At 44.6% G+C, this 14,114-nt stretch carries 14 protein-coding genes; 4 read left to right on the plus strand and 10 right to left on the minus strand.

What is annotated here, in order from left to right; translation table 11 throughout:
• Positions 1-54 precede the first annotated feature (54 nt).
• Complete coding sequence (locus ON006_RS31860) at positions 55-207, plus strand: hypothetical protein (RefSeq protein WP_244821826.1); 153 nt, start codon at positions 55-57, stop codon at positions 205-207.
• Here the strand turns inward: ON006_RS31860 and sucC are convergent.
• Complete coding sequence (sucC, locus tag ON006_RS31865; protein WP_244821825.1) at positions 196-1,419, minus strand: ADP-forming succinate--CoA ligase subunit beta; 1,224 nt, start codon at positions 1,417-1,419, stop codon at positions 196-198. The two genes, ON006_RS31860 and sucC, sit on opposite strands and share 12 nt — an antisense overlap.
• A 90-nt stretch (positions 1,420-1,509) precedes the next feature.
• Here sucC and ON006_RS31870 point away from each other — a divergent pair, with 90 nt between their 5' ends.
• A complete protein-coding gene (locus tag ON006_RS31870) occupies positions 1,510-2,172 on the plus strand; it encodes an ABC transporter ATP-binding protein (protein ID WP_244821824.1) in 663 nt (220 codons plus the stop codon).
• Positions 2,173-2,369: 197 nt separating this feature from the next.
• On the opposite strand, the gene groL is transcribed toward ON006_RS31870, so the two are convergent.
• Both groL and ON006_RS31880 read right to left on the minus strand, forming a co-directional pair.
• Positions 2,370-4,001: a chaperonin GroEL gene (groL, locus tag ON006_RS31875; RefSeq protein WP_244821823.1), complete on the minus strand. Its 1,632-nt coding sequence runs from the start codon at positions 3,999-4,001 to the stop codon at positions 2,370-2,372.
• Positions 4,002-4,058: 57 nt separating this feature from the next.
• A complete protein-coding gene (locus tag ON006_RS31880; protein ID WP_031526862.1) occupies positions 4,059-4,355 on the minus strand; it encodes a co-chaperone GroES in 297 nt (98 codons plus the stop codon).
• 301 nt (positions 4,356-4,656) lie between these two features.
• Here ON006_RS31880 and ON006_RS31885 point away from each other — a divergent pair, with 301 nt between their 5' ends.
• Entirely contained in the window at positions 4,657-5,295 is a 639-nt protein-coding gene (locus ON006_RS31885) for a hypothetical protein (protein ID WP_244821822.1), read from the plus strand.
• Between the two features lie 81 nt (positions 5,296-5,376).
• On the opposite strand, the gene secG is transcribed toward ON006_RS31885, so the two are convergent.
• The 6 genes from secG to tamL form a co-directional block, all read right to left on the minus strand.
• The gene (gene secG, locus ON006_RS31890; protein ID WP_244821821.1) at positions 5,377-5,754 is read right to left on the minus strand and encodes a preprotein translocase subunit SecG; all 378 of its coding nucleotides are present in this window, start codon (positions 5,752-5,754) and stop codon (positions 5,377-5,379) included.
• A gap of 64 nt (positions 5,755-5,818) precedes the next feature.
• The gene (locus ON006_RS31895; RefSeq protein WP_244821820.1) at positions 5,819-6,478 is read right to left on the minus strand and encodes a DUF8458 domain-containing protein; all 660 of its coding nucleotides are present in this window, start codon (positions 6,476-6,478) and stop codon (positions 5,819-5,821) included.
• Between the two features lie 60 nt (positions 6,479-6,538).
• The gene (locus tag ON006_RS31900; RefSeq protein WP_244821819.1) at positions 6,539-7,087 is read right to left on the minus strand and encodes an LptE family protein; all 549 of its coding nucleotides are present in this window, start codon (positions 7,085-7,087) and stop codon (positions 6,539-6,541) included.
• Complete coding sequence (locus ON006_RS31905; RefSeq protein WP_244821818.1) at positions 7,071-8,366, minus strand: sigma-54 interaction domain-containing protein; 1,296 nt, start codon at positions 8,364-8,366, stop codon at positions 7,071-7,073. Before ON006_RS31905 ends, ON006_RS31900 begins: the two co-directional genes overlap by 17 nt.
• The gene (miaB, locus tag ON006_RS31910; protein ID WP_244821817.1) at positions 8,363-9,874 is read right to left on the minus strand and encodes a tRNA (N6-isopentenyl adenosine(37)-C2)-methylthiotransferase MiaB; all 1,512 of its coding nucleotides are present in this window, start codon (positions 9,872-9,874) and stop codon (positions 8,363-8,365) included. The genes ON006_RS31905 and miaB overlap by 4 nt, the downstream gene beginning before the upstream one ends.
• Positions 9,875-10,024: 150 nt before the next feature.
• A complete protein-coding gene (tamL, locus tag ON006_RS31915; RefSeq protein ID WP_267609935.1) occupies positions 10,025-12,445 on the minus strand; it encodes a translocation and assembly module lipoprotein TamL in 2,421 nt (806 codons plus the stop codon).
• 44 nt (positions 12,446-12,489) lie between these two features.
• Between tamL and ON006_RS31920 the strand changes: the two genes are divergently transcribed.
• A complete protein-coding gene (locus ON006_RS31920; RefSeq protein WP_244821815.1) occupies positions 12,490-13,254 on the plus strand; it encodes a TrmH family RNA methyltransferase in 765 nt (254 codons plus the stop codon).
• 14 nt (positions 13,255-13,268) lie between these two features.
• Here the strand turns inward: ON006_RS31920 and ON006_RS31925 are convergent, their stop codons facing one another.
• Positions 13,269-14,057, minus strand: a complete 789-nt coding sequence (locus ON006_RS31925) for a queuosine precursor transporter (protein ID WP_244821814.1) — start codon at positions 14,055-14,057, stop codon at positions 13,269-13,271.
• Between the last annotated feature and the right edge of the window lie 57 nt (positions 14,058-14,114).

Genomic DNA, 14,114 nt, shown 5'->3' on the forward strand with positions numbered 1-14,114 from the left:
ATGCCTCCCGGATGGTGTCATATCGGGATGATATCGGAGATGGTATCGTACCGGATGGCATGGCGTCATGCCGGATGGGATGGTATCGTACCGGATGGCGATGGCGCCGTGCCGGATGGCGATGGTATCGTACCGGATGGCATGATAGCCCAGGACTTAAGTCCTGGGCTATTGGGTATGCGGTATGCGGATGGGTTAGACGCCTAACTCGGCCAGAACTTCTGATACCTTTGTTGCGGCTTCTTTGAATTCGATCGCTGAATATACTTTCAGGCCTGACTCATTGATGATACGTGCACCTTCTTCCGCATTGGTTCCCTGTAGACGAACGATGATTGGTACTGGAATCTCGCCAATCGCCTTGTAAGCTTCTACAACACCAGCTGCAACACGGTCGCAACGAACAATACCACCGAAGATGTTGATCAGGATAGCCTTTACATTAGGGTCTTTCAAAATGATACGGAAACCTGCTTCAACGGTACGGGCGTTAGCGCCACCCCCAACATCCAGGAAGTTAGCAGGCTCGCCGCCCGAAAGCTTGATAATATCCATGGTAGCCATCGCAAGACCGGCACCATTTACCATACAACCTACGTTTCCATCCAGTTTGACGTAGTTCAGGTTGTTAGCACCTGCTTCTACTTCCAAAGGATCTTCTTCGTTGGTATCGCGCATTTCAGCCAGTTCAGGGTGACGATACAATGCATTGTCATCCAGGTCAACTTTGGCATCAACGGCAAGGATTTTATTGTCAGATGTTTTCAAAACCGGGTTGATTTCGAACATCGCTGAATCACTTTCAATATAAGCTTTGTAAAGAGAGGTGATGAATTTCACCATTTCTTTGAACGCATCGCCTTCAAGGCCCAACGCAAAAGCTACTTTGCGTGCCTGGAATGGCTGCAAGCCTACTTTTGGATCAATCCACTCTTTCATGATCTTTTCAGGCGTATGCTCTGCAACTTCCTCAATGTCCATTCCACCTTCGGTGCTGGCCATGATCACATTACAGTTTTTACCGCGGTCAAGCAGGATAGAAAGATAGTACTCTTTCGGCTCGCTAGGTCCTGGATAATATACATCTTCGGCAATAAGCACTTTGTTGACACGCTTTCCATCGGGTCCGGTCTGATGCGTAACCAACACTTTGCCCAAAATATTATTGGATATGGTGCGCACATCTTCAACAGATTTTGCGAGGGCAACACCACGTTGTTCGGTTCCAACGATGCGGCCTTTTCCACGTCCACCTGCGTGGATCTGTGATTTTACAACATACCATTTGGTACCAGTCTGCTGGCTAAGCTCACGCGCAACTTCAACTGCCTTGTCCGGAGTGTCGGCTACGAGCCCTTCCTGAATACGCACACCGTATTTTTTAAGAACGCTTTTGCCTTGATATTCGTGAATATTCATGAGTATAAAAGTAAATTGGTATTTTCACGGCAAATTAAGGAATTAATCAAAACGGGCGTAGATTTCAGTCCAATTATCTTTCTTCTAAATATGAATTTACTTCAGGCGAGCGGGATCAGGCGGACATACGGTTCTTTACAGGTTTTGAAGGGAATTGATCTGGAAGTAAAAAAGGGTGAGGTAGTCGCGATAGTTGGTCCTTCGGGAGCGGGAAAAAGTACTTTTTTGCACATTCTGGGCACATTGGACAGGCCTGATGAAGGGCAGGTGCTCATAGAAGGAGTGAATGTATTTACTCAAAAAGATAAAGATCTTGCCAAATTCCGAAACGAAAAGATCGGTTTTATCTTCCAATTTCACAATCTGCTTGCCGAATTTACGGCGCTGGAAAATACCTGTATGCCAGGCTATATCAATGGGTTAGGTAATGAAAAGGAGATTATATCCAGAGGGAAAGAACTGCTGGAAATGCTTGGTCTTTCGGGTAGAATGGACCACTTGCCTTCGCAACTGTCAGGCGGTGAGCAACAAAGGGTAGCAGTGGCAAGGGCGCTGCTGAACAAGCCGTCGATCGTGCTTGCCGACGAACCCAGCGGTAACCTCGACTCACATAATGCTCTGGATCTACACCAGTTGTTTTTCAAGCTGCGCGACGATTTCGGACAAACTTTCGTGATTGTGACCCACAACGAAGAATTGGCAGAAATGGCAGACCGGCGACTGGTCATGCAGGACGGAATGATGCTCCCATAAAAATATTTTTACTCAAATGTGTGACCACGTTTCGATGCTAACGTCTAAATGAGGAAGTTTTTCATAACGTTGAGTAAAGCAAATAGCCGACTGGATTTTCCGGTCGGCTATTTTATGAGTTTTGAGTTTAAGATTTCAGAGTCAAAAATTAAGACATTAGACTCTAAACTTTCGACTCTAAACTCTTAACTAAAAAATTACATCATTCCGCCCATTCCGCCGCCGTGGCTGTGGCCACCGCCTGCAGGAGCTTCTTCTGGTTCGTCAGCAATTACACATTCAGTTGTCAACAACAGACCTGCGATAGATGCTGCGTTTTCCAAAGCCAAACGTGAAACTTTCTTAGGGTCAATGATACCAGCTTCCAAAAGGTCTGTGTAAACATTGTCTTTTGCATTGTAACCGTATGATCCTGTTCCTTCTTTCACTTTCGCAACAACTACTGATGGCTCCTGGCCTGAGTTAGAAACGATTGTTCTCAAAGGAGCCTCCAAAGCTACACGGATAATGTTGATACCGGTTGTTTCGTCTTCGTTGTTTCCAGTAAAGCCTTCCAGAGCAGCAGTTGCACGGATATAAGCTACACCACCACCAGCAACGATACCTTCTTCAACAGCAGCACGAGTTGCATGCAATGCGTCGTCAACGCGGTCTTTTTTCTCTTTCATTTCAACCTCAGTTGCAGCACCGATATAAAGGATAGCTACACCACCTGACAATTTAGCCAGACGTTCCTGAAGTTTTTCACGGTCGTAGTCAGAAGTTGTATTCTCGATCTGTGCTTTGATTTGGTTAACACGGCCCTGAATGTCTTCAGAATTACCTGATCCGTTAACCAAAGTTGTATTGTCTTTGTCGATAATCGCTTTTTCGCAAGTCCCAAGGTATTCCAAAGTTGCGTTTTCCAATTTGAAACCGCGCTCTTCTGAAATTACTGTACCACCAGTGATGATTGCGATGTCTTCAAGCATTGCTTTACGACGGTCACCAAAACCAGGAGCTTTAACAGCAGCAACTTTCAAGGCGCCGCGGATTTTGTTCACTACCAATGTAGCCAACGCTTCTCCGTCAACATCTTCTGCCAAAATAAGCAAAGGACGGCCTGTTTGTGCAACTGCTTCAAGAACCGGAAGCAATTCTTTCATGGAAGAAACTTTCTTCTCAGAGATCAGGATATATGGACGCTCCAAATCAGCTTCCATTTTCTCTGTATTGGTAACGAAATATGGAGAAAGGTATCCACGGTCAAACTGCATACCTTCCACAGTTTTAACTTCTGTTTCAGTACCACGAGCTTCTTCAACAGTGATAACACCTTCTTTTCCTACTTTTTCCATTGCTTCGGCGATCATATTGCCGATTTCTTCGTCATGGTTAGCTGAAATAGTAGCAACCTGAGCGATTTCTTTGGAAGTAGAAATGTTTTTCTTTTGTGATTCAAGATCTTTAACGATCACTGAAACAGCTTTGTCAATACCGCGTTTCAAATCCATTGGATTTGCACCGGCAGCAACGTTCTTAACACCGATTGAGTAGATCGCCTGGGCCAAAACAGTTGCAGTAGTAGTACCATCACCAGCTGAATCAGCAGTTTTAGAAGCTACTTCTTTCACCAACTGAGCACCCATGTTTTCGATAGGATCTTTCAAATCGATTTCTTTTGCAACAGTAACACCATCCTTAGTGATGCTTGGTGAACCGAATTTTTTGTCGATTACAACGTTACGGCCACGAGGTCCCAATGTAACTTTAACGGCGTCAGCCAATGTGTCAACACCACGCTTTATCTTGTCGCGGGCTTCTGTGTCAAAAAATATTTTCTTAGACATAACAATTAATTATTTGAAATAACTTTAAGAGAAACTATGAATTTAAATGGCAGACAATTAACCAATAATGGCGTAAATGTCTGATTCACGCATAATCAGGATGTCTTTTCCTTCGTATGCTAATTCAGTACCTGAATACTTACCGTACAATACGGTATCACCTACTTTTACTGTAAGCGGCTCATCTTTTTTACCCGGGCCAACGGCTACCACGGTTCCACGCTGAGGCTTTTCCTTTGCAGTATCAGGGATAATGATACCAAATGCTGTTTTTTCTTCGGCTGGGGCTGGTTCTACAAGAACACGATCAGCCAGAGGTTGTACGTTCACTTGTATTTCTGCTAAAGTTGACATAAATATTAAACGTTTGTTTTTTTATGATTGTCAGTAATTAATTTGACTGCAAACCGGTAAGCACAATCTATGCCAGCGTATCGGCTCTGACATTTTTTCCGGGAAGTATGCCAAATTTGTACCTAAACCTGTCGTTATATAATTATAATGCTTTTGTCGTGTCAGGAAAATCAAATAATTGTTTCCGGTTTTGAAAATGCTTAAATTTTATCGGCACCAAAGTTAAAATCCTATGACAAACCTCCAGAAGAATTGGTTAACCGAAGGAATTTTTGATTTAGAGTATAAAAAATATGTGCTAATGGCTTATCTGCAGCACATTGGCAGCGAGTTCACACAAAACCGGCTGCATCCATATTTGCCCGAATTGAAATACCACTTCAACTCTTGCGTTGACATTCAGGCCAATAAAAGCCAGATAAAAACATCATTTCCCAAAAACCTGACAGGGATCAATTTTCAGCAATGGAGGCTGGAATACGAGGAAACACACCAGGATGATCCCTATCTCGAAGATTTGAACTACATTCTGGAATTTGCGATCGACCGCTTTTCACGATCCATTGATGAGGGTACCGAGATATTCACGGAAGTAGAAGAGAATGTGAAAATTTCACCGGTAGGCATCGTCCCGCTTCGTTTACAGGAAGGTTATCTGCTGTTTCTGCATACTTTTCAGCCGCTGGTGAGTGTATTTGAGTACCAGCTTGCATTATACAATGAAATGAAACAGAGGTATTTGAAAACAACCTTCGTGGAAACGGTGAGAATCGGTATCGGAAACACGGTATCTCAAATCAAAGTAGATCTCACAAAAAAGAATAAGTCACTTCCGAATCCGGCGACCTATGTTGTGGAATCGCGCTACGACTATCCTTTGCATGAAACCCTCTTGCCGGTCGCCGAGAAGCTGATGTTGAGAGAAATTAATTTTGCTTAGCAGTTATTCGACATAAAATGTCTGAAACAAAGAAAGCTCGCGATGCTGTCATCACGAGCTTTCTTTTATATGTCTTTCTGCTTATTTTGAGCTGTCAGCAGGTGTTGCCGCTGGTGTAGTAGCAGCAGGAGTTGTCGATTTAGCAGGTGCCGGGGCAATATTTCCGCCTGGTACCGCTGTGTTCTGAGCTTTATCAACATTGACACTGTTAATTCCAGCGCCTGCATCACTTCCGCCTACAACGATATAAGAAGCAAGCGAAATCAAAATAACGGTACTCGCAAGTCCCCATGTAATTTGTTCCAGCAAGTCGGTGGTTTTCTTAACGCCGAACATTTGTGTAGTTCCAGCTCCGCTAAACTCACTTGAAAGTCCTCCCCCTTTTGAATTTTGAACCAAAACAACGAGAATCAATAAAACTGCTACAATCGCAACCAGAATAATCAAACCCAAATACATGCCTTAATATAATTAATAATGAATGAATGATCGAATGTGTGAATGGTATCTTGCTCAGATATCCTTAATAGACGCCACGATACAACTCGCTTAATTTTTTTGCAAAGTAATTTCTTTTTTCCGGTTTTTTCAAGATCAATTTTTGATAGAGATCAATTGCCTTCTCAATTTTGCCCTGCCGGATTAAAATTTTTGCAAATGCTTCGGTTTCAATACTTCCGCTGCCGGATTCTGCGACCCTTCCGCTCAAATCAATGGATACTGGTTCCAGATTGGCTTCCTGACGCTGAATACGCGGATTTTTTTTCATGAAACCCTCAATAATCTGCTGCTGCCTGCGCTGCTCCTCGGATTTTTGAGATTGCTGGGGCGCAGCTTCCTGCTCCACAATACTGATTAATATATCCTCACCATTTTGCGGGACCGCTTTGTCTTGTGCTTCAATTACTTGCTCAATGTTCACGGAAGCATCATAACGCTCCGTGTCATTCTCGACAAGCTGCTGTAAAGCCACGCGGCTCAATGCATAAGCAGCAGCACGCGGACGGGTTTCGTCCAGTTTCTCAGCGGAGGCCACGCTGGATGCCTTCGCTAAAAGAGAGTAGGAGATCTGGCAAAAAGGAAATGCTTTGATCGTAGCTTCCAGTTGAGGGATCACATCTGCACCAACCGCATGCGGGCGTTTTACCAATTGGCTGAATGTATCCTTGTCAATGATTGCCATGAAAATGTGCGGGTGTTAATTTTGAAATAAGAAGATGAAATTAGGTAAAATGAATGTCTCTTACCAGTCTGCGGCCGATTTATTGAAGATCTGCTGGACAATGTTTTCCCGGATAGTAGGCAATAGCCGCGCTTCGTTCTGGTTAAGTGTCTGATCCTGTGGGAAATCGGCGTAGTAGGTGAAGGACTGGTCAAAATTTTTGGTTTCGTCCTTCGCATTGGTGTATCGCACCTGCACGGTCACGTTCAACCGGTTAAGGCCGGCTTGGTCATTGGCCGTAGGCGCAGCCGCCAGTACATCATACCCTGTAATGGAACCTTCCAATACCAAATCGCCTCCTCCCGGCTGACTGACAAGGCTGGTATTTCGCTGAAAATATTCTTTGAGTTCTTCTGTAAGCCTTTGCGGCAGATCGGAAGGGCCACCCGCCGTTCCCATCGTAAAATTGAGTACGCTGAACGTCTTGATGTCAGGGGATAAATTGGTCCCGGTAAAGGAATACACGCCGCATCCTGAAATAAAAACGGAACAATGTAAAAAGAAAAGCACCAAAACCCAGTTTTTGGCAGTCAGGTACCGGCTTACCTTGTTGTTATTCTTCAATGTCATACTGTTTAATCTTCCTGTATAACGTCCTTTCTGATATGCCCAATGCGTTGGCAGCATATTTTCGTTTGTTATTGTTCTTGCGCAGCGCCTTAATGATCATTTCTTTCTCTTTGTCTTCCAGCGAAAGCGATTCTTCCTCGGCAGTAACATGTACCACGTCCTCGATTTCACTTCTTTCGTCCGAATATCTGTCCAGGTCAACCGTCCTGGAAGGTGGAGGGGAAAGCAGGCGTGCCGGCTCTATAGTAGGAGTATGCGGTGTGGATTCGGTGTTGTTCAATGAACTGAAAAGCTCCTGGTGATCTTTCAAGATATCGCCACCATACTTTTCATTTTCGAGCACATTCCTGACCAGTTTTTTCAGCTCGGTCATATCCCGGCGCATGTCGAATAAAACTTTGTAAAGTAATTCCCTCTCCGAAAACGATTCGCCTCTTTCTTCACCCGAACGCAACGTGATCAGCGCCTTGCGGCTTGCCGGTTGCACGGGGTTCAGGTAATGGTTAAGCGTTTCTCCTGTGATAGGTAGTTCTTTGTCTGTTTCGAGAATGGTGATCTGTTCAGCAATGTTTTTGAGCTGTCGGATATTGCCGGGAAAAGCATATTGCAGGAGCAAATCCCGTGCATCCGTATCCAGCCTGACAGGCTTGGTGCGGTATCTTTCAGAAAAATCATTCGTAAATTTCCTGAAAAGCAATAGAATGTCCTCGCCACGGTCCCTCAATGGCGGAACGTGAATGGGGACGGTATTTAACCGGTAATAAAGGTCTTCTCTGAATTTTCCGTTGTTGACCGCGTCCAGCAAATTGACATTGGTGGCTGCAACGACGCGGACATTGGTTTTAAGGACTTTGGAAGACCCTACCCGAATGTATTCACCGTTTTCAAGCACGCGAAGTAGCCTTGCTTGTGTTCCCAACGGCATTTCACCTACTTCATCCAGGAAAATTGTTCCTCCGTTTGTCGTTTCAAAATATCCTTTGCGGGAATCCAGAGCTCCGGTAAAAGCGCCTTTCTCATGTCCGAAAAGCTCTGAATCAATGGTACCTTCGGGAATGGCGCCACAGTTGATCGCAATGAACGGTCCGTGCTTTCGTGAACTAAGGCTATGTATGATCTTTGAAAATGATTCTTTCCCGCTTCCGCTTTCTCCGGTGATCAATACGGTCAGGTCTGTCGCAGCCACCTGGACTGCCACATTAATCGCATGATTCAGCCCCGGCGAAGTACCAATGATGCCGAAACGATTTTTTATGGCTTGTATTTCTGATAAATTCATGAAACTGGCTGATGGCTGTGAGCTAAGGCAGGTTCTTTTTCGACTGCATACCCACGCAGCGTTGCAGTAGTGCATTCAGTGATCATTACATTCACATAATCACCCTTTTTGAAATTTTCTCTCGGGAAAATTACTTTTTTATTCTGGTCATTTCTTCCAATAAAATCGTCCTCTGAACGCTTGGACGTGCCTTCAACAAGTATTTTTTGAATGGTGCCAATGAGCCTTTGGTTACGCTCCATTGAAATTCTCTGCTGTACGTCAATGATTTCCGCCAATCGCTTTTGTTTGATCTCAGCAGGAATATCATCGGCGAATTTTTTGGCAGCCAATGTTCCCGGACGCTCTGAATACGCAAACATATAACCGAAGTCGAATTTGACATATTCGAGCAGCGACACCGAATCCTGGTGTTCTTCGTCGGTTTCAGTGCAGAAACCAGTGATCATATCATGCGAAATCCCACAGTCATCACCCAAAATCCTTCTGATGCTGTCGATTCTATCCAGGTACCATTCCCTGTCATAGGTACGGTTCATGATTTCCAGTACCCGGCTGTTGCCACTCTGAGCGGGAAGGTGAATGTATTTACAGATGTTGTCGTACTTTTTGATCGTATACAAAACCTCGTCGGTAATGTCTTTGGGATGGGAGGTACTGAACCTGACGCGCAGCTCTGGACTCACCTGGGCCACCATTTCTAATAATCCGGCAAAGTTGACGTGAACCTGAGTCTGCGAATTGACATTCTGCGCTTCGGAAACAGCAGTAACACCCTGCTGGCCTGTCCATTTGTAGCTATCCACATTCTGGCCCAGCAGCGTGACTTCACGATACCCATCATTAAAAAGCTGTTCTGCTTCCTTTACGATAGAATACGGGTCGCGGCTACGTTCGCGGCCACGCGTGAATGGTACCACACAAAAGCTGCACATATTGTCGCAGCCGCGCATGATCGAAATGAATGCGGTTACGCCATTGGAATTCAGCCGGATAGGGGATATGTCTGCGTATGTTTCTTCTTTGGAGAGAAATACATTAACACCTTTCTGGCCTGTTTCAGCCTCTTCCACCAGTCGTGGCAGATCGCGATAGGCATCGGGGCCCGTTACAATGTCAACCATTTTCTCCTCGTCCAACAGCTTGGCTTTCAGTCTTTCGGCCATGCAACCCAAAATACCTATCAATGTACCTGGTCTGCGTTTTTTGATCATATTGAGCTCCGTGAGCCTCTTCCTGACTTTCCTCTCCGCATTATCACGGATCGAACATGTATTTAGAAAAAGCACATCGGCATTGTCAGCGTCCGAAGTGGTTGCATACCCTGCTTCACGCATTACGGACGCTACAATTTCACTGTCAGAGAAATTCATCTGACAGCCATAACTTTCTATAAACAATCGTTTTTTACCCGAAACAGGCTCATTCTCAGAAACACGCACGATTTCACACGCCTCTTTATCCGCCTCGGTCAGTATTTTTAATGTATCTGCAATTCTGTGTTCCATGGGAAGGGGTATTAATCTCAAATTTCTGCGGGACAAACAAAATTAACCTGATCGTTCAGGCTCAAAAAAGCACCGCAGAATTACAAATATAGGAAGAAATAAGAGAAAACTGACAAACTGTCATAGCCTGAAAGGGTACAAACTTCACTGTCAAAAAGGATAGCCGACACCCAGATTGATATTCAGGAAATTGGACCGGGTCCTGTTGAAAAGCTTATTGAATTGCAATTCATCCAGTACAAATCGCTGTAAAGCAGGATCATATACCTTAATCCCGAAGTCAAATCTGAGTATGAAAAAGGATAGGTCATATCTTATCCCAAACCCGGTACCGACCGCGATTTCTCTCAAAAACTTGTTTGCTTCAAATTTTTGCGGTTCTGTTGCAGTGCTGTTCAAGCTCCACACATTACCGGCATCCAGAAATATAGCGTAATTGATATCTCCGAAAAATTTGGCAAGATACCCGCGCCATTCCAGATTCCCTTCCAATAGAAACTCGCCCGGCGATTCAATGGTCAGGCCGGTGGGGGTTTTTCGAGGCACCGAAGAGCCGGGTCCCAGGCGGCGTGGAAGCCACGCGCGAAGACTATTAGAGCCGCCTGCGAAAAAATACTTTTCATAAGGCGGGACCTTGTTATCCCCATAACTGTAAATAGCACCGGAATTTACTCTTGCCACAAAAGCAGAACGCCTTCCTGTTGGCCAGTAGCGCCGATAATCAGCATTCCAGCGGACGTATTTATAAAATTGCAGACTGTCGCCAAATACACTTTTGATCAGATTCTCTTGCTTTGGAAGAATGTTGAGTGACGTTCCACCCGATTCCAGGGTGATCCGGAAATAATGTGCATTTTTTTGCGGGCCGATCAGCGAATTAGTGTTGTAGGTAAAATTAAAATTGATATCGGATACAAAAGATCTTCGGAAACTGGTATAAAGGTTATTTCCCTGATCACGCAGTTCATTCAGCAGGTCCTGGAAATCTGAACGGATGTTCTGCGTGTTCAGAATGTTGAGGTCAACCAGGGAAACATTGAACAGCGTTGTATTAGTAGGCTGCCAGGAATAGTTCAGGGCCACTTTTACATTGGTACGGGTGTACTCAGGCCGGTTAACATAGTTATAGCCCAGACCAACCTGGGTACGGGGATTGTATCCGGCAGACTGTTTTTGAAATAGATTTCCAGGTGTGAGCAGCCGCGGGAAGATCAATGACGTGTTCAGCCCGATTTCCTCACTTCTGTATATTTGCTGATTACCCAGAAATCCGGGAACCAACTCAATACCACCTCTCAAATTGGCCTCAAAATTTTCCAATCCATTGAACACATTGCGGATTTTATATGACAGGTTCGCAAATGGTCCCGGCGTGCCTTGCAACTGAATTACATTGAGGCCGACGTCTGTCGAAATCTGATATTTTTCGAGTGGAATAACCCTGAAATAGCTATGAATGCCCTTCCCGGTAGAGTCTAGAGTGTAGTTATAGTTAACAAACCGGAACTGATCGGTCAGGGAAAGCTGCTGCTGCGTATCTCTTTCCTTTTTCTGACTATAGAAAGCGCCGGGGCGCACCTGGATTTTACTATCGAGTATTTTAGTTGAAAATCTTTTATCTGAAAAAATATACCTGATACCCTGATAACGGGTCGTATCCTTTCTGAAAAGTGAGTCTGGCGAACCGGAAGGCGGCAAAACTTCGAAATTGACAGACTTTACCACGTACCTGTCCGGCTTGTTTCCCTGAGTAGGCACATCCACCCGCACCTTTACGTCTACGGATTTAAAAAGGCTGTCTGTCAATGGATTAGTGATGGTGTCATTTACGAGGTAGGTTACATTTTGTCGCGAAAAGCCCATATAGCCTTCATTCCGCAAAAGCGTTTCGATCCTTACCCTTTCTTCCTCGAACGAGTCGCCGTCGTACCTCTTCTTTCCTGTTAGCACCGCGTCTTTGGAGTTGGCAGTGATAATGCTGTCAGCAAAATAGTTTTTGATCTGATATGATACATTCCGGATCATGGTAGGCCGGCTTTCGGTGACCAGGTAGTTAACCCTAATCCTGTTGAAAATGGTATCTGGCTTATACCCAACACTGGCCTGGAAAAAGCCATTGTTATATAGGTATTTCTGCATTTTTTCCGCATTTTGGGCAACCTCGCCCAAGTCAAAATATACCGGGGCTTCTCCCAAAACGCGCATCCAGAAATTTCCCTGCACAGCCCGCGTCTGCGCTTTTTCCAACTTTTTGGCATATCGCCGCTGTATCTTTTCCAGCTTTCGGGGTGAATTTTCGTGAATGCGAGATTCTTTCTGATAATTTTGCGTGACTTCAATTACTTTTCGCTGTTTCTCTTCCCGGTTGTAGAACAGTTCACCGAAACGGTACAATCCAACATATGGGAAAAAAGGGAGGCCGAGAAGTCGTCTGTTAGGTTTTTGAGGAATCAATGCATCAAGCTCCGAATCATTGACCGCATGATTGCCTTTGATCGAAGAAGTACCAAGAAAATAACTTTTGGTTGGTGAAGTAGACTTGGGTGCGCAGGAAAACAATCCTATCGACACGAGGAAAATAAACCAGCTGTATGTAATCCTACAATTAATATTCAATGCTGTCGAAAAATCGTATAAAGTATATCAACTCGCTTAAAATCAAGAAGTACCGGCAGCAGCACGGGGCGTTTATGGTAGAAGGTGCCAAAAGTGTGCTCGAACTGCTGGATTCTGATTTTGAAACCGAGGTTGTATTAGCCACAAAGGAATTTCAGCAAAAATACTCAAGTATTTTAACCCGGCACAACACTCCCATAGAAACGGCGACCGTTCAGGAGCTGGAAGGGCTCGGTTCTTTCCAAACCAACGACTCTTGCCTTGCTGTTGCTAAAACGAAGCAAAATGAGTTTTTGTCTCTCAAAGATTCCGAATATATGCTTATTCTGGATGATGTCCGCGATCCTGGAAACCTCGGTACCATCATCAGGGTGGCCGATTGGTACGGTATTAGTAAAATTGTCTGCTCCAAAGACACCACGGATATTTATAATCCAAAGGTGATCGCGGCCAGTAAAGGTTCTTTTACGCGGGTCAATATTTTCTACACTGATCTTGCCTATTATATTAAGGAAAACACCGCCGGAAAAAGTATAGTAGGGGCTTTTCTGGGCGGTGAATCACTGTATGACTTTCAATTTTCGAAAAATGGCGGATACATTATCATGGGTAATGAATCCAATGGCATTGGTGACGAGGTAGAAAAGCTGGTTACTCAAAAAGTGACTATTCCGAGAATTGGAGAGGCTGAATCTTTGAATGTGGGCATTGCCACTGCCATTATGCTGGATAATATGCGCCGACAAGTTTCGGCAAAACGTTGAAAAAGAAGGGCTGATTATTCGTGGGCAGCCTTATGCGATAACTCCTCGGCGAATTCTTTTCCCAGGTAATTATCTATAAAGTAATGGGCGATGTAAAGGATCGGTGTAAGCAATATTGCAACCACACCTTTATATAAATAGTTGATCGTTCCCACTGCAAAAATCTGTTTCAAGTCCCAGTTGCCAAACACGTAGAATGCGATAGTGATCACGACAAAGCTATCGACCAACTGCGAAAACATGGTAGAGCCCGTAGCACGAAGCCATATAAACTTGCTTCCGGTTTTTCGGCGCAGCCATGAAAATACGAAAACGTCGAGCAGCTGGCCTAATAAAAACGCTACAATGGAGCCGATCATTATACCTAATCCCTGGTTGAAAATCTTGGAAAAGGCATCGTTAATGTTGAAAACATTACCCTGTTTGTCGGTATTGTTAAGGTCCAGCCAAAACTGGGCGGGAGGCAACTGAGTGGCGGCAAGAATGGTAATAAATGTATAAGCAATAAAACAGGCGGTCAGAAAAGAGATCCTTTTTACACCTTTTCTGCCAAAATATTCATTGATGATATCGGAAGTGATGAACACTACCGGCCAGTTCACAACGCCTGCCGTCATATTAAAGTCCAGGCGCTGGCCGCCGATCAACAACTGGGCAGGAGCCACTCCCAGCAGCGTTTCTACCGAAAATATTTTACCGCCGATGATCTCGGCAATCAATGCGTTAGTGAGGAATATCCCGCAAAGCAACAAAAATAGGCGTTGCCTTTTGGCTTCCTGAATGGTAGTATCCGGTATGGTCATTTATTTTGGCAGTGTTTACTGTCAGACAGGGCATTATGAAATGTGACCTGGCTTGCA

Origin of the sequence: Dyadobacter pollutisoli, from assembly GCF_026625565.1 — a bacterium.
GTDB lineage: Bacteria > Bacteroidota > Bacteroidia > Cytophagales > Spirosomataceae > Dyadobacter > Dyadobacter pollutisoli.